The sequence below is a fragment of the Avibacterium volantium genome (assembly GCF_049366555.1).
Taxonomy (GTDB): Bacteria; Pseudomonadota; Gammaproteobacteria; order Enterobacterales; family Pasteurellaceae; genus Avibacterium; species Avibacterium volantium_A.
Map to the genome: position 1 here is coordinate 82,043 of NZ_JBMMGT010000003.1, position 18,970 is coordinate 101,012.

Genomic DNA, 18,970 nt, shown 5'->3' on the forward strand with positions numbered 1-18,970 from the left:
TGTCTTTTTTAACAGTGATAAATCATTATGAGTTCAAGAAAACATCTAGGTCATACCGCCCGTAAACGTTTTGGGCAGAACTTTTTATCAGACGATAATATTATTCAAAGCATTGTGGCAGCCATTTATCCACAGCCAGATCAATTCTTAGTAGAAATCGGCCCCGGTTTGGGGGCGCTAACAGAACCTGTGGCGGAGCGAGTTGAGCGTTTAACCGTTGTGGAGTTAGACCGAGATTTGGCTGAACGTTTGCGTCATCACCCATTTTTACATCAAAAGTTGAATGTGATTGAAACAGATGCGATGCAATTTGATTTTGGGCAACTTTACCGTGATGAGCACTTAGCGGAAAAAAATCAGAAATTACGCATTTTCGGCAATCTTCCTTATAACATTTCAACGCCACTAATGTTCCATTTGTTCAACTATTGCGAACAAATTCAAGATATGCACTTTATGCTACAAAAAGAAGTGGTAAAACGTCTTTGCGCCGCACCGAATAGCAAGACTTACGGACGCTTAACCATTATGGCGCAATATTTTTGCCAAGTCATGCCGGTATTGGAAGTGCCGCCGACAGCTTTCAAGCCAGCGCCCAAAGTAGATTCCGCGGTAGTGCGTTTAATTCCACACGGCACGCTTCCGCACCCAGTGAAAGATTTATACTGGCTCAATCGCGTGTGTACGCAAGCCTTTAATCAACGCCGTAAAACTTTGCGTAATGCACTTTCTACACTATTTTCTGCGGAAAATCTCACCGCACTTGGGATTGATTTAAATGCGCGGGCAGAAAATCTTTCTATTGCCGATTATGCAAGATTAGCAAACTGGCTGTGTGATAATCCTGTGGTGGAAAACGCACAGAACGAAACGGAATAAAATAATGGCAACCTATTTAGTCGGCGATCTGCAAGGCTGTTATGATGAATTACACGCTTTGTTGGAAAAAGTAAACTTCGATCCGAGCCAAGATGTGCTTTATTTAGTGGGCGATCTGGTGGCGCGTGGGGATAAATCCCTTGAATGTTTACGTTTAGTCAAATCCCTTGGCAACGCGGCGCACACCGTGCTGGGCAATCACGATTTGCACTTAATTTCCACCGCACTTGGCATTAAAAAAATCAAACCCAAAGATCGCGTGGACGCCATTTTCAACGCCCCTGATTTTCACGAGTTGATTGATTGGCTACGTCAGCAGCCCTTGCTTATTCATAACCAACAGGCAGGATTTTTACTCACTCACGCTGGGATCTCGCCTGATTGGGATCTTACCACAGCAAAAGCCTGCGCTGCCGAAGTGGAGCAAGTGCTACGCCACGGTGATTATTATGCAATGATCGAACAGATGTATGATAACCAGCCTGAACGCTGGTCGCCTGATTTGCAGGGCATCGATCGCCTACGTTACATTATCAACGTGTTTACCCGTATGCGTTTTTGCTATTATGATCACCGCCTTGATTTCGCTTGTAAAGCTCCTGTGGATCAAGCCCCCTCTGAGCTAACCCCTTGGTTTAACTTGGATAATCCTTTATTCAAAACAGAAAATCTCGTTTTCGGGCATTGGGCGAGCTTGGTTGATACGCCAACCCCAGCCAATATTTATGCCCTTGATACCGGCTGCGTGTGGGGTAACCGAATGACAATGTTACGCTGGGAAGATAAACAGTATTTTACTCAACCCGCAATGAAACAATACACTTAACCTATGAAAGAAAAACTGATTACTTCTGCCAGTTGCGAGCTGTTCAATCTCCCTTTTTTCCAGTTCGCCCAGATGAAAAAATTCTGCCCAGAGCAAATCCCGCAAATTAAAGCGGATTACAAACGGCAATGGAATTTATGGAAAACGGCGATTTTGCAAGTGGCTCAACGCCTTGGCACGCCTTTTGCTGATCCCCATATTGAAAAATGGTGTAACGGTTGGCAAGTGCGGGCGCATTTTTTCGCTTATTTCAAATATGAATTTAACAAAAATTCTGCCGCCATTTTATCGGTTATTTTAAACCGCCGCCGTTTACAAGTGAGCCTTGATTGGCATTGCTATCGCGCCGATCGCTCTCAAATCAATGTACAACAATATAACCAATGGTTTGAACAGCTGGATCAAACTCAGTATGCCGATTTTGATTTTTGGCGTGGTGATGAAAGTGAATACGCCGATTTCCGCAAAGTGCGGTGTCTTTCCGAACAAGATTTTTTATTGAATGACGAACAGGATTTTTTCTGTATTGGAAAAAATCTCGAAAAAGCGGAATTAGATCATATTGAGGTGGTGGATTTTATCGTGCAAACCATTCAAGCCTTACAGCCGTTATATGAAAAGTGTCATTGTTAAAATAGAATGTAAGAGAAAATGTTATTTTGGGATATTTTCTTTAGTATGATTAAAGTGCGGTCTTTTATTTTAACAAATTTATTGTGCGGTTAACTCCGCCCTTTACATAGATAAAATCAAAAAGTGCTTGCTTAGTTTTTTCTTTAATAAAGGGATTATTTTGAATTTTCGTTAAAAAATGATTTGCTTGATAATTGTCTTGCTTAAAGATTTCTTTCCAAATCATTACGACAACATCGGGATCTTCAAGTTTTTCTAAAATAATATGTAATGCCGTACCACAAATATAAATAGAATAATCATTATTACTATCGTTCATTATCGTATTTTGATATTTAGGCTTTTTATAAAACTTATCGCAACCTGCTATATAGGCGTTTTTAATTTTTTCTAACTTTTCTTTTGGGATATAACCAACGTCAGCTAGGAATTTAAAGGCAAAATAATCAGCACTTCCCTCGTGTAGCCAAGGAAATTTATCGTGCTTATGTTCATAAGCATTCCATATATGAAAGATTTCGTGAGCGACAAATTTATAAAGTTCAAAATATTGCGTTGAATTAAGTTGAGAAACATTATTAATATTATAAGAAAGAAAATTACCCAGTGCATCACCTTTATAGCCAAATTGATCTTTATTCTCACTAAAATCTAATATCATAATCGGAGATTTTTTAGTTAAATTTCCAAATAGGGTAGAATAATAAGTGAATATTTCATTAGAAAGGTGATAAAGTTTATTTTTTAATGGTTTGTTTTTCTCCAATCCTAGAATTTTTATTTTTTCAACCTTTCCAAAAAACACATATCTTTCCCCTAAAACATAATTTTTAGGATCTTCTTTGATTAATATATTAGGATAGTCTTTATCTTGATCTCTTTTTATATGTTTTCCCTGCTTGGTAATGATTTCTTCTGGAAATAAATAGTGAGAATAGAGTAAAAATTCACCGTTGCTATATAGTCGTAATGGATCGTAATCATCTTCGGAAATGATAGGAGCTATACGCAAAGTTACTGTGAAATTGCCTGTATCAGATTGCGTGATTGTTTTATTTTCAATGATACTCTTTTTGAAAACCTGATCTAACACAATACTGTTTGCATTTTCTAGCTGAAAAGATAAGGTAAGCTCGTCCTTTTCTTTTGCTAACGAAAGGACGTTTTGAGCGAATACAGCATAATGAACACTATAAAAAAGGCAAATACAAAATATTTTAAAAGAAAAGCAACGTCGCATATCCTTATTTTCCCCATATAAAAAGTAGTAAGCACCACAGGGAATCGGAGAATTATACAGTGATTTTTCTTAAAAAAATGTGAGATAGCTCTCAGAACAAAAAATGATTTTGTTCAATTACACTACCATTGTATGAATTGTATAAAAAGTGTCATTGTGTGATGAGGGCAATTTTCGCAATAGTTCTATCAATTTTCCCCATTTTACGCTATCCTATACCACATTTTCTTATTCATCTATGCCGCCTAAAATCGCCGTAATAAATGGGCAAAGTGCGGTCAATTTTTTGATAATTTTTTAAAGGTAACATTATGCAAGAACAATATCGCCCTGATTTAATTGAGCCTGAAGTGCAGAAATATTGGGCTGAGAATAAAACATTTAAAGCGGTGCAAGATCCGAGCAAAGAGAAATATTATTGCCTTTCAATGTTCCCCTATCCCTCTGGTCGCTTGCATATGGGACACGTTCGCAACTATACCATTGGTGATGTGATCTCGCGCTATCAGCGAATGAACGGTAAAAATGTGCTACAGCCAATGGGTTGGGACGCATTCGGGTTGCCAGCAGAGGGAGCAGCGGTGAAAAATAAAACTGCGCCTGCGAAATGGACATACGAAAATATTGACTATATGAAAAATCAGCTCAAAATTTTGGGCTTTGGTTTTGACTGGGATCGTGAAATTGCCACTTGCAAACCTGAATATTACAAATGGGAGCAATGGTTCTTTACGGAGCTTTATCGCAAAGGCTTGGTGTATAAAAAAAGCTCTAGCGTAAACTGGTGTCCGAATGATGTAACCGTGTTAGCGAACGAGCAAGTCCACGAGGGGCGTTGCTGGCGTTGTGATACCCCAGTGGAACAAAAAGAGATCCCACAATGGTTTATCAAAATTACCGACTATGCCGAGCAATTATTAGGTGGTTTAGATCATCTGCCAGAATGGCCAGAAATGGTGAAAACGATGCAACGCAACTGGATCGGGCGTTCGGAAGGGGTGGAAATTACTTTCAACATTGAAAATTCTGATGAAACCGTAACAGTTTATACCACACGTCCTGATACTTTCTATGGCGTGTCTTATCTTGCTGTGGCAGCTGCGCACCCATTAGCAGAAAAAGCAGCGCAAAATAACCCCGCACTTGCACAGTTTATTCAAGAAGCCAAAAACACGAAGGTGGCGGAAGCCGAGCTTGCCACAATGGAGAAAAAAGGAATGGCAACGGGCATTCACGCCATTCACCCGATTACAGGAAAATTAGTGCCTGTTTGGGTGGCGAATTTCGTGTTAATGCACTATGGAACAGGTGCGGTGATGGCAGTGCCAGCCCACGATGAACGTGATTATGAGTTTGCTAAAAAATATGATTTACCGCTTTATCCTGTGATTACGCCAGCAGACGGTAGCCCGTTAGACTTATCACAGCAGGCTTACACCGAACACGGTATTTTGATCAATTCAGCAGAATTTGATGGCTTGGATTTTGATGCCGCATTCAATGGCATCGCCGATAAATTAGAAAAAATGGGCGTGGGCAAACGCCAAGTGAATTATCGTTTACGCGATTGGGGCGTATCTCGCCAACGTTATTGGGGCGCGCCAATTCCAATGCTAACACTGGAAAACGGTGAAGTTGTACCTGCACCATTGGCTGATTTACCAATCGTGTTACCTGAAGATGTGGTAATGGACGGCGTACGCAGCCCGATCAAAGCGGATCCAAATTGGGCAAAAACCACTTATAACGGACAACCAGCATTGAAAGAAACCGATACTTTCGACACCTTTATGGAATCTTCGTGGTATTACGCACGTTACACTTGCCCAGACTTCTACCAAGCAATGCTCAACCCAGAAGAGGCCAATTACTGGCTACCTGTGGATCAATATATCGGTGGGATCGAACACGCCACAATGCACTTGCTTTACTTCCGCTTCTTCCACAAATTATTGCGTGATGCGGGCTTAGTGAACTCTGACGAGCCAGCAAACAAATTATTGTGTCAAGGAATGGTATTGGCTGATGCGTTCTATTACACCAGCGACACTAACGAGCGCATTTGGGTATCACCAACAAAAGTAACCCTTGAGCGTGATGAGAAAGGACGCATTATCCGTGCCATTGATGATGAAGGACGCGAGTTAGTCCACAGCGGAATGACAAAAATGTCTAAATCGAAAAACAATGGTATTGACCCACAAGAAATGGTGGAAAAATACGGTGCGGATACCGTGCGCTTGTTTATGATGTTTGCCTCCCCTGCGGAAATGACCTTGGAATGGCAAGAATCAGGCGTAGAAGGGGCAAATCGTTTCCTACGCCGTTTATGGAATTTAGTGTTTGAATACAGCAAAAATCCAGCAAAAACTGCGCTAAATCCAACCGCACTTTCCAGTAGCCAAAAAGCGCTTCGCCGTGATGTGCATAAAACCATTGCGAAAGTGAGCGATGATATTGGTCGCCGCCAAACCTTTAACACAGCGATTGCAGCGGTAATGGAGTTAATGAACAAATTAACCAAAGCGCCATTGGACGATGAGCAAGATCGTGCGGTAATGGCAGAAGCCTTAAATGCAGTGGTAAGAATGCTTTACCCAATCACCCCACACATTTGTTTCCAATTATGGAAAGAGCTTGGCAACCAAGACGCTATTGACTTCGCCCCTTGGGTGAAAGCCGATGCGCAAGCAATGGTTGATGACGAAAAATTGGTGGTGGTGCAAGTAAACGGTAAAGTACGCGCGAAAATCACTGTGCCTGCGGATATGGCAGAAGACGCCATTAAAGAAATCGCCCTTGCCGATCCGAATGTACAAAAATTCCTAGACGGTTTAACCATTGTGAAAACCATCTATGTACCAGGTAAGTTATTTAGCTTTGTCGCGAAATAATCCAACCGCTCCACTCATTGAGTGGAACGAATTATTAAGAGAAAACACTATGTTGAATTTACTTAAAAAATTATGCCTTGTCGGTGCGTTGGCAACGCTCACGGCTTGTGGTTTCCACTTTGAAAATGGTGAATTAATTCCGCAAGAGATGAAAACATTGCGTTTGGAAAGTAGTGATCCTTATGATGCGATGACGATTGCTATGCGCAAGCAGTTGCGAGCCAATAACATTCAGCTTGTTGAGCAAGGTGATGTGGTGGTGTTGCGCTTAAATAATGCCCGTGAGAATAGCGAAGTGGCGTCTATTTTCAAACAAGGGCGTGAGGCGGAAAAAGTGTTGGTGTTGCAAGTGGAAGCCAGCGTTCAGCTTAAAAATAAACAACGTTATCCGATTAGCACCCAAGTTACGCGCACTTTCTTTGATAACTCGCGCGCTGCCTTAGCGAAATCTGCCGAGAAAGAAGTGATTTGGAATGATATGCGTGAACAAGCTGCACGTCAGCTTATCACCAAAATGGTGGCGTTAAAACAACAGGTGAAAAGCCAATAATGCAACGTCTGTTTGCTGATCAGCTTAGGGCCTCGCTAGAGAAAAAATTGGCATCAATTTATTGTTTAGTGGGGCAAGATCCTTTGCTTTTACAAGAAAGCAAGGATCTCATCTGCACTGTAGCAAAACAGCAAGGTTTCGATGAAAAAAATGAAATCACTCTGGATAACAGCACCGATTGGATCGCCTTAAACGAACAAGTTCAATCGATGGGCTTGTTTTTCAGTCGTCAAATTTTATTGCTAAATTTTCCTGAAAATCTCACCGCACCTTTACAAAAGCGCTTAGCCGAATTAATTGGCTTATTAAATCAAGATGTGTTGCTTATTCTACAAACGGCAAAGCTCACCAAACCAATGGAAAAGCAAGATTGGTTTGTGCAAGCTAATCAGTTTGATGCGCAATTTTCTATCGTCAATTGTCAGACACCAAATATTGAACAGCTCCCCCGTTGGATTGTAGGGCGTAGCAAAGCCTTAGAGATGTTTGTTGAGCCAGAAGCAATCCAGCTTTTGTGTTACAGCTACGAAAATAATCTTCTTGCCTTAAAACAAACCTTACAACTGCTCGCCTTGCTTTATCCAAAAGAGAAAATCACCCTCGCTAAAGTGCAAAATGTGGTGGAACAATCTTCCGTTTTCACCGTGTTTCAATGGATTGATGCCTTGTTGGAGGGGAAAAGCCAGCGCGCAAGACGCATTTTAGACGGTTTACGTGGTGAGGAAATCCAGCCTGTGATTTTATTGCGCACCTTACAACGCGAGCTAATCACTCTGCTGACACTGACTCAACCACAGCAAGGAATGAACAATATTGATCAACCGCTTTCTACCGCAAAATTGCGTGAGCAGTTTGATCAACTTAAAATTTGGCAATCACGCCGCCCGCTTTTTCTGCAAGCAATCCAACGCTTAACTTATCGCAAATTATATAAAATCATTCAGCAGCTCGCTGAATTAGAACGCTTGGTAAAACTTGAATTTAGTGATGATGTGTGGGAAAAATTGGTCGATTTATCTGTGCAGATTTGTCATTAAATTTTTGGCTTTAGTCAGTGTTTCTAAGAATGTGTTGCTATCTTAAAATCTGATGAATTTTCACTTAGTCAGCTGATTTTTCTAGTTTATTTCTATCTTGGTTAGAATTTTTTGTAGGCGCTCAACAAAACCTTGCGGATTTTCTTGATGGGCATTATGCCCTGCATTTGGGATTAAATGTAAGTTCAGTTGATTTTCCACCGCCATTTGGCGGAATTTGCCATCGTTTTCACCACACAGATAAAAAATTGGCAAGGAATTTGACCGCACTTGTGGGCGAAAATCAGGTTGTTTGGCAAGGGAAGTGGCTTTGAGCATTTGAGCAATATTCTCACCATAATTAGCTTGGCGAAGTTGAATTAAGGCTTGCCGTTGCTCAGTGGTTAAGTGAGAAAAAACGCGTTGTTGATACCAATCTTCTAACACTTGATGCGCAGGCTGAGTGGCAAAGCGTTCTGCCCAATCACAATCATTTTGCCAGCGCTGTTGGCGTTCTTGCTCGCAGGTTAGTCCTAAATTTGCGCCTTCTAAAATCAGCCCTTGCAAATCCCCTTTTTCCACTTCGGCTTGCAAGGCATAGTAAAGGGCAAGTCGTCCGCCGAGGGAATAACCGATTAAAAAATAAGGCTGATTTTGCACCGCACTTTGGATTTGCGCACTTAAGATTTCAGCGCTTTGAGCAAAATCTTTGGCTGCAAGCTGTTTGTTTTCGCCGTGAAAAGGAAGATCAAGGGCAACGCAAGGAAAGTGCGGTAGTTTTTCGATGATTTTTTGCCAATCGGCTTTTGTGCCAAGTAACCCGTGCAGAAAAACCAAATACGGACGTTGCGTTGCCATTTTGTTATTGAGAAGTTATGCGCCAATCACCGCGTGGCTAATTTGTTCAATCAGGCGTTTATAAATATTGCTGCCATCACTGTTGTTTACCTTAATTTCAATCAAGGTGGCTTCACGGCGGAAATAAGCCTGTTTTAGCACCGAGCTTAAATCTGCCCAAGTGTAAGGACGCGCATATTTGAGATCAAACATTGATGCTGCGTGAGAAAATTCCAAATTATGCGGCATACGATAGAATTTATCTTTCATTTCTGCATCTACAGGCAGCATATCGAAAATTGCGCCGCCGTTATTGTTGATAACAAAAATAATGGTTGGCTGGTTCACCTTTTTAAGCAATGCTAAGGAATTGAGATCGTATAGGGCAGAAGTATCCCCTAACATCGCAACCGCAGGTCGATTTGAACCTAAACTTAACCCTGCAGTGGTGGCGAGTAAGCCATCAATGCCACTTGCGCCACGGTTGGTGTAAACAGGGTAACCTTCAGGTAGTTTGGTGAGCGCATCAACCAAGCGCACAAATAGGCTGTTGCCTAAAAAGAGCAGTCCATTGTTTGGCAATAAACGCTCTAAATGATGGGCTAAAGAGGCTTCATTCAAATTCCCCCCCACTTGCTGTTCCACAAAACTTGCGCAGAACTTGGCAAGCGCAATTGGCTCTAATAGCCACGGTTTTTGGCGCAACGGTGGGTGAGCGCGTAGCCAATGGTGAATTTTGCCATTAAAACGGGTGTGAGCGTGATGGTTTGGATCGATCGAATTATCTGATGGCTCAACGATCCAATATTCCCCTTTAAACGCCGCCATAAATTGATTAATGCGCTTGCTGATAAAATGCGAACCAAATTGCAACACAATATCTGCTTCCAGCAATTTTTGTTTAACAGTTTGATTTGCTAGCCAAATATCGGCATAAGGTAGGGTTGGCTCAACACCTGATTGTATATCGGTGAGCATAATCCAGCCTTGGGTTTCAGCCCAAGTGCGAATGCCCATAGATTGCTCTGGTGGCAGCTTGCCGACCAAGATGATCCCACGTTTTGTGCGCCAGTGATCCCAATGCTCGTGCATTACCACTTCTCGTTGTGGCGCCTGATGATTATGCCACGGCTTGTTTTGGCTTAGCCAACGTTGAATCGGCGCAAGCCAAGAATGTTGATCAATCTGATCTGCATTGGCTTCATACAATGGCTCCGCAAATGGTACATTAATATGTATCACGCCAGCGTGTTGGCTTTGGCGATAACAAGCCTGTTCCACAATTGAAATCAACCAATTTGGCGTGTAATCTTGGCTAGGGCGCGGTAAGTCCACCGTTGCCACAGGATAATCGGCAAAAATATTGTGCTGTAAAATCGCTTGATTTGCACCGCACTCTAATAATTCTGGTGGGCGATCAGCGCTTAATACAATGAGATTAACCCCACTTTGGCGCGCTTCAATCACTGCAGGATAAAGATTTGCCACCGCGGTGCCAGAAGTAACAATTATCGCCACGGGGTTTTTATGCGCTTTGGCCAAGCCAAGGGCGAGAAAGCCCAAACCACGCTCATCAAAATGAGTATGGCATTTGGCTTTGCCACCTTGTTCAAGGCGTGCCGCTTCTAACGTGAGTGGGGTAGAACGAGAACCGGGGGCAATGCAAAAATGGCTTACACCTTGGCGCACAAGGGTTTCCAAGATCACTTTTGACCAACAACGATTAAATACACTCACTGACATAGGGTTCTCCGTTTATTTTGTCCGTTCTTTTTTATTCTTGTAATAAAGAAATTAATCCTAAGGCTTTACGCTCAATTTCTTGCCATTCTAGCAAGGGAATAGAGCCTTCAACAATCCCTGCACCGGCAAAAACGCGAATTTGTTCTTGCTCAATGAATGCAGAGCGAATGGCAACGCAAAATTCAGCCCATTCTTTTTGCATTACGCCTAATGTCCCTGCGTACCAACGGCGATCAAAGGTTTCCGTTTGGCATAAAAAGGCGAGCGCCTCGTTGCGTCCTAAGCCTGCCACAGCCGCGGTGGGGTGAATGGCGTTCAAGAAAATATCATCACCATATTCAGGGGAAATTTGCGCTGAAATTTGGCGTCTTAAATGCTGTACCTGACGCAAGGTTTTCAAACCCAAAGGGGACACCGTAATGTGCTGGCTATAAGGGGCAAGATGTTGTTTAATATCATCAACAACTAATTGATTTTCATAAATATTCTTTTCATCTTGCAACAACCATTGCGCTTGTTGTGCGGTTTCTTGCGCATTTTCACCCACTAACGCTGTGCCAGCCAAAGCCTCAGTTCGCAGCTGTGAACCTTGCCGTTGATATAGGCGTTCAGGGCTGGAGCCAATAAAAATACATTTTTCCGTTTCGGCAAAAAGAAAATGATAGCAGCCGAAATTATAGCGTTCACTTTCGCCCAAAAAATCATAGGCGTTCAGTTTGCCTTCTGATTGGAAAAGGGTTTCATTGGCCAACACAATCTTATTTAGCACGCCTTGTTTAATGTGCTGTAAACCTTTTTCCACCCATTCGCACCATTCGCGTTGTTCTGCCCGTTTTTTCCCAAAATGAATGGATTGTTGAATGGGGCAAAGTGCGGTGCTTTTTTCAAAGGTTTTTAATGCGTTTAAACAGGCTTGGCGTTCTTGCTCAACATCTTTTGCTTGATCGATAAATAACTGAATGTTTAACTTATTTTCTTGCTGTTGCAAATACAGACGCGGCAAGAAAAATTGGCTTTCGCCATAAAATTGCACACCGCCCACTAAAGGATAACCGCTTTGTTGCATAAAGGCTTGCGCCTGATTTAATTGCGAAAAGCCGCGCACTTGCCCGATAGCCGCCACAACTTGGGTGCTATCGCGCAAATTCAAGTAAAACTGCGGATAGGTTTTTTGCCCTTTTAACCAGCTTAATAAATTGAGATCAGTTTCAATTTCTGCCTGCACGCAAGCGACCCCTTGTTGCGTAGGCAGCGTAGGGGAAATTCTCTCGATCAGCTGTTGTTTAATTGATTGCAAATTATCCATTTAAAAAGCGTTGTTTTTGGCAAAAAAATCAGTTAAAAATAAGGGCTAATTCTACCGCACTTTGACAGAATTTTTTATAAAATCTTTTCATCTTTGCAAAATAAGCGTAAAGTGCGGTGAGAAATACGCCGATTTTTATCGGCAATTTTTTACCCCAATGATAGCAGCACGCAATATTATTGATATGGCAACCAAAAGGATAATAACAATGACAAAATTTCCTAAATCAAGCAAGTTAGAACACGTTTGTTACGATATTCGTGGGCCAGTGCATAAAGAAGCACTGCGTTTGGAAGAAGACGGGCATAAAATCTTAAAATTAAATATCGGTAACCCCGCGCCTTTTGGTTTTGAAGCGCCAGATGAAATTTTGGTGGATATTTTGCGGAATCTCCCCGCAGCACAAGGTTATTGCGATTCCAAAGGGTTGTATTCCGCGCGTAAAGCTATTGTGCAATATTACCAATCGAAAAATATTAAAGGGGCGACTGTTGATGATGTGTATATCGGCAACGGCGTGTCTGAACTGATTATGATGGCGATGCAAGCGCTTTTGAATAATGATGATGAAGTGTTGATCCCAATGCCAGATTATCCATTGTGGACGGCGGCCGCCACCCTTGCTGGCGGAAAAGCAGTGCATTATTTATGCGATGAACAGGCAGATTGGTTTCCTGATTTAGAGGATATCAAAAGCAAAATCACTTCGCGCACCAAAGCCATTGTGATTATCAACCCGAATAACCCAACGGGCGCGGTGTATAGCAAAGATTTATTGCAAGGCATTGTGGATATTGCTCGTGAGCATAATTTAATTATTTTTGCCGATGAAATTTACGACAAAATTTTGTATGACGATGCGGTTCATCATCATATTGCTGCCCTTGCGCCAGATTTATTAACAGTTACCTTTAATGGTTTGTCAAAATCTTATCGTGTAGCAGGGTTCCGTCAAGGCTGGATGATTTTAAACGGCCCGAAACATCAGGCAAAAGGCTATATTGAAGGCTTGGATATGCTAGCTTCAATGCGTTTATGCGCCAACCACCCAATGCAACACGCCATTCAAACCGCATTAGGCGGCTACCAAAGCATTAATGAATTTATTCTGCCAGGCGGACGTTTATTAGAACAACGTAACAAAGCCTATGAACTGATTAATCAAATCCCTGGGGTAAGTTGCGTTAAGCCAATGGGCGCGCTTTATATGTTCCCAAAAATTGATGTGAAAAAATTCAATATTTATGATGATGAAAAAATGGTGCTGGATTTATTACGTCAAGAGAAAGTGTTATTAGTACACGGACGCGGTTTTAACTGGCATTCCCCCGATCACTTCCGCATTGTAACCTTACCTTATGTGAATCAAATTGAAGATGCACTTTCTAAGTTAGGGCGTTTTTTAGCTAATTATCGTCAGTAATATATGAATTTTAACGCCAGTGAGTGCTGGCGTTTTTATTATTTCACTATTTTTCTCACTAAATTTACTCCCCAAAATCCGCCGGTAAGTGATGCAACATCGCTTTCCAAATGCTACTGCTGCGTTCGCGGTTTTCTGCTAGGCATTGAATGGCAAGTTCAACATTGCCTTGTTCGCAGCTTTGGCGTAGGGTTTGGTAAAATTGCATAGTAAATTGGCGTGATTTGGCTTCAGAAAAGAATAACGATGCCACTTGGTGATAGAGATCTTTAAAGCTATTTAGAATTAAGCCATAGACCGGTTTGTTCGCCACAAAGGTAAAAGAGCGGTATAAATTATAGTCAAATTCTGCGTAGGCTTGTGGCGTGTCTGCCAAGTGCGGTAGGTTTTCAAATAATTTTAATGAAGCGGCAGGATCGGTTTGAATGGCTTCTGGGATATAATGTTCACCCATTCGAGTACGCAAAGACACCACATTGGTGATGATCACAGGAATGGTGGATTTATCAAGCTGAATCAGCGTGCTGATAATGTTTGGCCCAGCGGTTTCCCATACGTTATTCACGCGGGTTGGTTTGCCGTGTTGAATGCTTAACCAGCCATCACGGGCAAGGCGTTGCAACACTTCTCGCAATGTCGTTCTGGTTACCCCGATTTTTTCTGCTAATTCCCGTTCTGCTGGTAGATCAGACCCCGGTGGAAAATGGTTATTCCAAATGCTTTTTACAATATATTCCTCAGCTAATCCCGCTGGGCTTTGGGCTTTAAGAAGCGACTGATGATTATTCATACTTTTGCGCAATTATTTGTTGAAAAATTTGTGATATAGATAACAAAATAGAGATTTGTTATTATCCTTGAAAGGTGGATATATTACAATTAGCACAGTTATATTTTTTTGTTTTAAAGTAAAGGTCGTAATATGAACTATTCTCAAGCATTTCTGAAAAATTTTCTTGGTTCAAGTCCTGATTGGTACAAACTGGCAATAGTCGGATTTTTAGTTTTAAATCCGATTTTGTTTTTTTGTGTTAGCCCTTTTGTTGCGGGCTGGGTGTTGGTTGCGGAGTTTATTTTAACTCTTGCAATGGCGTTGAAATGTTATCCATTACAACCCGGCGGGCTGTTAGCCATTGAAGCTGTGATGATTGGAATGACTCACCCCGAACACGTTAAAGAAGAAATTATGGCAAATTTTGAAGTAATTTTGCTGTTAATGTTTATGGTGGCGGGCATTTATTTTATGAAACAGCTGCTCCTTTTCATTTTTACCAAGCTGTTACTCAATATTCGTTCCAAATTGGTGCTATCCCTTTCATTTAGCTTAAGTGCGGCATTTCTTTCCGCATTTTTAGATGCCTTAACCGTGGTGGCGGTGATTATTAGCGTGGGAATGGGATTTTACGGCGTGTATCATAAAGTGGCATCGGGCAAACAATTCGATGATTCTGATGATATTAATGATGACAAACACATTGGCAATAGCCGTGAAACCTTGGAAGAGTTTCGTGCCTTTTTGCGTAGCTTAATGATGCACGCAGCCGTGGGGACGGCATTAGGCGGCGTGATGACAATGGTCGGTGAGCCGCAAAATCTGATCATTGCTGAACAAGCAAAATGGGGCTTTGGCGAATTCTTTTTCCGAATGACGCCAGTTACCGTGCCAATTTTGATTTGTGGCGCATTAACTTGCCTTGTGGTGGAAAAATTCCGTTTATTTGGTTATGGTGCGAAACTTCCGCGTAAAGTGTGGGGCGTGCTAGCTAAATTTGACCGTAACCGCCAGCTCAAAATGAACAATCAAGAACGCGTAAAATTGGTGATCCAAGCCTTAGTGGGCGTATGGTTAGTGGTTGGTTTGGCATTCCATTTGGCTGCAGTCGGGTTAATTGGGCTAAGTGTCATTATTTTATGTACATCAGCTTGCGGTATTACCAGCGAGCACGCGCTCGGCAAAGCCTTTGAAGAATCCTTGCCATTCACCGCATTGTTGGTGGTGTTCTTCTCAGTGGTGGCGGTGATTGTGGATCAGCACCTGTTTGCGCCTATCATTGATCTTGTGCTTTCTGCTTCCGAAGATGTGCAATTAATGCTGTTCTATGTTTTCAATGGGGTATTATCCGCGATTTCTGATAACGTGTTTGTGGCAACGGTTTATATTAACGAAGCAAAAGCCGCATTGGAACAACAGATTATTTCGCCATATCAATTTGAATTAATTGCTGTGGCTATCAACACAGGGACAAACTTACCATCGGTGGCAACGCCAAATGGGCAAGCGGCATTTTTATTCTTGCTGACTTCTTCACTTGCGCCGTTAATTCGTTTGTCTTACGGACGAATGGTTTATATGGCGCTACCTTATACAATTGTGTTATCTTTAGTGGGGTTATTTGCGGTAGAATTTTTATTGCCAGCAATGACACAACTTTTAGCACAAATTGGATTAATTACGCCAGTATAAGAAGGATTCCCAATGCTGAAATATTTCAAACAGTTATCGCTCAATCGTGGCGGTTGGTTGCTTTTATTGATCTCAACAATCGCGTTAGAAAGCACCGCACTTTATTTTCAACACGGAATGGGGTTAGCCCCTTGCGTAATGTGTATTTACGAACGAGTCGCCTTGTTTGGCATTACATTTTCAGCATTAATTGGCTTGCTTTATCCACGCGCATTAATTTTGCGTTTATTGGCATTATTGGTGGGCTTGGGCAGCGCAGTGAAAGGCTTATTGCTCGCCATTAAACACGTTGATTATCAGCTCAATCCTGCACCTTGGAATCAATGTTCTTATATGGCTGAATTTCCACAAACCTTGCCATTAGATCGCTGGTTGCCTTATGTATTTAATCCAACGGGATCTTGCTCGGAGATTAGCTGGTCTTTCCTAGGCTTCTCAATGGCACAATGGATTGTGGTGATTTTTGCCTTTTACAGTCTACTGTTGGCGGTTTTATTAATTAGCCAATTTAAACGGGTAGAGCAAACGAGAAATATTTTTAAATAATAGCCTGAGAAATTAGTCTGCATTTTGATACTTGTAGTCAATACACGAGTGTTGAAATGCAGATTTTTATATGCAGAATCTTATATTCTCTAAAAATAATTAAAAGGAGGATATAAAAAAGAAAATATTTAGAAAGGATAAAAAAGATTGGCGGAACGGACGGGACTCGAACCCGCGACCCCCTGCGTGACAGGCAGGTATTCTAACCAGCTGAACTACCGCTCCGAATCTGAGAGTGCTAAATTGGCGGAATGGACGGGACTCGAACCCGCGACCCCCTGCGTGACAGGCAGGTATTCTAACCAGCTGAACTACCACTCCGCGTTAGCGAGAGGCATAATAATAGTGAACGAAAAGTTCGTCAAGCAATTTTTATACCCCACTGTTTAACTGATTAATGAATGAGCGCTAATGTATGCTTTCATTCTCCGTTCGTTTTATCCATAAACAGTTTTCTTTGCTTTTTTTGTTAATTAATTTTAAATAGTCTAAATGGGCTTGCTCTTCTTCTGCATTGGGTGTAATCACAGTAAAATCTTGTGAAAAAACCACCGCACTTTCAATTTGTACTTCTTCTTCAATCTGTTGTATCGGTTCTTCGGTTTCGGCATCATCAAACAAGCTCGTTTGACCACCTGTCATTGCTAAATAAACATCGCCTAGAATCTCCGCATCCAGCAATGCACCGTGTAGTGTTCGTTTACTATTATCGATATGTAAACGATCACAAAGTGCATCTAAGCTATTGCGCTTGCCGGGGTATTGCTGGCGAGCCATTTGTAAGGTATCTGTAACGGTACAAATATCGCTAGTCTTCACATTGCACTTGTGTTTTTCAAATTCATAATCCATAAACCCCACATCGAAGGGCGCATTATGAATCAGCAACTCAGCACCTTGAATAAACTCAATAAACTCTTGAGCCACTTCAGAAAAACTTGGTTTATCCGCTAACATTTCATCAGTAATGCCGTGAACTTTAATTGCCTCAGGATCAACAGGGCGATCAGGTTTAATGTACAAATGCAGCTTTCGCCCCGTGTATTTGCGGTTAATCAATTCAACCGCACCGATCTCAATAATACAATGCCCCTCATAATGCGCACCAAATTGGTTCATACCAGTGGTTTCTGTATCTAGCACAATTTGACGTTCAGGGATAAGTGAAGTCGTCATAGTTTTCCTATCTCTTTATTAAATTTTGCGGTATTATCGCCCCATTTGAAAAAAAATTATAGCTAAAATTTATCTGAATTTATGTTGAAACATATTGAAATTTTCACTGATGGCTCCTGTCTAGGCAACCCCGGCGCGGGTGGCATAGGCATTCTATTACGTTATAAACAGCACGAAAAACAAATTTCAAAAGGTTATTTCCAAACAACAAACAACCGAATGGAGCTGAGAGCCGTTATTGAGGCTTTAGCTAGCTTAAAAGAACCTTGTCAAGTTACTCTACATAGCGATAGCCAATATATGAAAAATGGCATTACTAAGTGGATTTTTAATTGGAAAAAAAATAACTGGAAATCTAGCACAGGCAAGCCAGTGAAAAACCAAGATTTATGGTTATTGCTTGATAATGAAACACAAAGACACCAAATACATTGGCAATGGGTGAAAGGACACAGCGGGCATCGAGAAAACGAAATCTGCGATCAACTCGCAAAACAAGGTGCAGAAAATCCAACGTTGGAAGATGTGGGGTATGAGCCGTAAAATTAAGGATCTTTCAAAAAAGATGTAGAAAATTAAAAAGCACTTTTAGAAATGGTTGTGTTAAATCAGAAAGAGTTGGTAAAATCCAACTCTTTTTGTTTTTGGGAAAGAAAGTGTGAGAATGAATTTATCCTTCAATTTCTCCACAAAACCGATACCCTTCACCGTGGATAGTTGAGATAAGTTCTGGGGTGTCGGGGTGATCTTCAAAATGTTTACGAATACGACGAATAGTAACGTCCACCGTTCTATCTTGTGGCTTTAGCTCTCGCCCTGTCATTTTTTTCAATAATTCTTCGCGAGATTGGATTTTTCCAGGGTTTTCGCAGAATTGTAACATTGCACGAAATTCGCTGCGTGGGAGTTTGTATTCTTCGCCTTCTGGATTAATTAAGGTGCGGCTGTTGAGATCTAACGTCCAGCCGTTGAAACGATATTGTTCCACTGGTTGTGAACTTTGCTTGGTGTTTTCAGCCATCGTACGTTGTAATAAATTTCTCGCACGAATAGTTAATTCTCTCGGATTAAAAGGCTTGGTGATGTAATCATCAGCACCGATTTCTAAACCTAAAATTTTATCTACTTCATTATCACGCCCAGTTAAGAACATTAACGCCGTGTTGGTGGTTTCGCGCAATTCTCGTGCGAGCATTAGCCCATTTTTACCAGGTAAATTAATGTCCATAATGACAAGATTAATGTCTTGGCTGGAGAGAATTTTGTGCATTTGTACGCCATCATTGGCTTCAAATACGTCATATCCTTCTGCTTCAAAAATGCTTTTTAGCGTGTTTCTTGTAATGGCTTCATCTTCAACGATTAAAATTTTTGCGGTAACCATATTCGCATCTCTTCCTTTCCAATATTGATTGGCGAGTTAAAACTAACAATTCT

Annotated in this window: 17 protein-coding genes and 2 tRNA genes; 10 read left to right on the top strand and 9 right to left on the bottom strand. The window is 41.5% G+C overall.

Translation table 11 applies throughout. From position 1 onward, the window contains the following. The first annotated feature begins 27 nt into the window (after nt 1-27). From rsmA to ACLS0A_RS01425, 3 genes are read left to right on the top strand one after another with little or no spacing between them, the layout of a single operon-like run. Nucleotides 28-879: a 16S rRNA (adenine(1518)-N(6)/adenine(1519)-N(6))-dimethyltransferase RsmA gene (gene rsmA / locus ACLS0A_RS01415; protein ID WP_416082111.1), complete on the top strand. Its 852-nt coding sequence runs from the start codon at nt 28-30 to the stop codon at nt 877-879. A gap of 4 nt (nt 880-883) precedes the next feature. Next, nucleotides 884-1,705 (top strand): bis(5'-nucleosyl)-tetraphosphatase (symmetrical) ApaH, encoded by an 822-nt coding sequence (gene apaH / locus ACLS0A_RS01420; RefSeq protein ID WP_416082112.1) that lies wholly within the window; start codon nt 884-886, stop codon nt 1,703-1,705. Between the two features lie 3 nt (nt 1,706-1,708). Beyond that, nucleotides 1,709-2,338: an HI_0552 family protein gene (locus tag ACLS0A_RS01425; RefSeq protein ID WP_416082113.1), complete on the top strand. Its 630-nt coding sequence runs from the start codon at nt 1,709-1,711 to the stop codon at nt 2,336-2,338. A gap of 64 nt (nt 2,339-2,402) precedes the next feature. On the opposite strand, the gene ACLS0A_RS01430 is transcribed toward ACLS0A_RS01425, so the two are convergent. Continuing rightward, nucleotides 2,403-3,578, bottom strand: a complete 1,176-nt coding sequence (locus ACLS0A_RS01430; protein WP_416082114.1) for a hypothetical protein — start codon at nt 3,576-3,578, stop codon at nt 2,403-2,405. Between the two features lie 311 nt (nt 3,579-3,889). Here ACLS0A_RS01430 and leuS point away from each other — a divergent pair, with 311 nt between their 5' ends. The 3 genes from leuS to holA are packed head-to-tail and all read left to right on the top strand — an operon-like array spanning nt 3,890 to nt 8,059. Continuing rightward, complete coding sequence (gene leuS / locus ACLS0A_RS01435; RefSeq protein ID WP_416082115.1) at nt 3,890-6,472, top strand: leucine--tRNA ligase; 2,583 nt, start codon at nt 3,890-3,892, stop codon at nt 6,470-6,472. 49 nt (nt 6,473-6,521) lie between these two features. After that, nucleotides 6,522-7,022, top strand: coding sequence for an LPS assembly lipoprotein LptE (lptE, locus tag ACLS0A_RS01440; RefSeq protein WP_416082116.1), 501 nt, complete (start codon nt 6,522-6,524; stop codon nt 7,020-7,022). Next, nucleotides 7,022-8,059 (top strand): DNA polymerase III subunit delta, encoded by a 1,038-nt coding sequence (holA, locus tag ACLS0A_RS01445; protein WP_416082117.1) that lies wholly within the window; start codon nt 7,022-7,024, stop codon nt 8,057-8,059. Before lptE ends, holA begins: the two co-directional genes overlap by 1 nt. 81 nt (nt 8,060-8,140) lie before the next feature. Here the strand turns inward: holA and menH are convergent, their stop codons facing one another. From menH to ACLS0A_RS01460, 3 genes are read right to left on the bottom strand one after another with little or no spacing between them, the layout of a single operon-like run. After that, entirely contained in the window at nt 8,141-8,896 is a 756-nt protein-coding gene (gene menH, locus ACLS0A_RS01450) for a 2-succinyl-6-hydroxy-2,4-cyclohexadiene-1-carboxylate synthase (protein ID WP_416082118.1), read from the bottom strand. Nucleotides 8,897-8,911: 15 nt separating this feature from the next. Beyond that, the gene (gene menD / locus ACLS0A_RS01455; protein ID WP_416082119.1) at nt 8,912-10,618 is read right to left on the bottom strand and encodes a 2-succinyl-5-enolpyruvyl-6-hydroxy-3-cyclohexene-1-carboxylic-acid synthase; all 1,707 of its coding nucleotides are present in this window, start codon (nt 10,616-10,618) and stop codon (nt 8,912-8,914) included. 31 nt (nt 10,619-10,649) lie between these two features. Beyond that, entirely contained in the window at nt 10,650-11,924 is a 1,275-nt protein-coding gene (locus ACLS0A_RS01460) for an isochorismate synthase (protein WP_416082120.1), read from the bottom strand. Between the two features lie 208 nt (nt 11,925-12,132). On the opposite strand from ACLS0A_RS01460, the gene ACLS0A_RS01465 reads away from it, so the two are divergent. Then, entirely contained in the window at nt 12,133-13,347 is a 1,215-nt protein-coding gene (locus tag ACLS0A_RS01465) for a pyridoxal phosphate-dependent aminotransferase (RefSeq protein ID WP_416082121.1), read from the top strand. A gap of 64 nt (nt 13,348-13,411) precedes the next feature. Here the strand turns inward: ACLS0A_RS01465 and fadR are convergent, their stop codons facing one another. Then, nucleotides 13,412-14,137 (bottom strand): fatty acid metabolism transcriptional regulator FadR, encoded by a 726-nt coding sequence (gene fadR / locus ACLS0A_RS01470; protein ID WP_416080525.1) that lies wholly within the window; start codon nt 14,135-14,137, stop codon nt 13,412-13,414. Nucleotides 14,138-14,269: 132 nt separating this feature from the next. On the opposite strand from fadR, the gene nhaB reads away from it, so the two are divergent. Both nhaB and dsbB read left to right on the top strand, forming a co-directional pair. Then, entirely contained in the window at nt 14,270-15,811 is a 1,542-nt protein-coding gene (gene nhaB / locus ACLS0A_RS01475) for a Na(+)/H(+) antiporter NhaB (RefSeq protein WP_416082122.1), read from the top strand. A 12-nt stretch (nt 15,812-15,823) separates the two neighbouring features. Further along, the gene (gene dsbB, locus ACLS0A_RS01480; protein ID WP_416082123.1) at nt 15,824-16,357 is read left to right on the top strand and encodes a disulfide bond formation protein DsbB; all 534 of its coding nucleotides are present in this window, start codon (nt 15,824-15,826) and stop codon (nt 16,355-16,357) included. A 148-nt stretch (nt 16,358-16,505) separates the two neighbouring features. Here the strand turns inward: dsbB and ACLS0A_RS01485 are convergent. The 3 genes from ACLS0A_RS01485 to dnaQ all read right to left on the bottom strand — a co-directional run bounded on the left by ACLS0A_RS01485 (nt 16,506) and on the right by dnaQ (nt 17,533). Then, nucleotides 16,506-16,582, bottom strand: a tRNA-Asp gene (locus tag ACLS0A_RS01485). 19 nt (nt 16,583-16,601) lie between these two features. Next, nucleotides 16,602-16,678 (bottom strand) — tRNA-Asp (locus tag ACLS0A_RS01490). A gap of 87 nt (nt 16,679-16,765) precedes the next feature. Beyond that, on the bottom strand, nt 16,766-17,533 hold the full coding sequence (gene dnaQ / locus ACLS0A_RS01495) for a DNA polymerase III subunit epsilon (protein WP_416082124.1): 768 nt from the start codon (nt 17,531-17,533) through the stop codon (nt 16,766-16,768). Nucleotides 17,534-17,614: 81 nt separating this feature from the next. Between dnaQ and rnhA the strand changes: the two genes are divergently transcribed. After that, nucleotides 17,615-18,076: a ribonuclease HI gene (gene rnhA / locus ACLS0A_RS01500; RefSeq protein ID WP_416082125.1), complete on the top strand. Its 462-nt coding sequence runs from the start codon at nt 17,615-17,617 to the stop codon at nt 18,074-18,076. 127 nt (nt 18,077-18,203) lie between these two features. Here the strand turns inward: rnhA and arcA are convergent, their stop codons facing one another. Further along, complete coding sequence (gene arcA, locus ACLS0A_RS01505) at nt 18,204-18,917, bottom strand: two-component system response regulator ArcA (RefSeq protein WP_416082126.1); 714 nt, start codon at nt 18,915-18,917, stop codon at nt 18,204-18,206. Nucleotides 18,918-18,970: the final 53 nt, after the last annotated feature.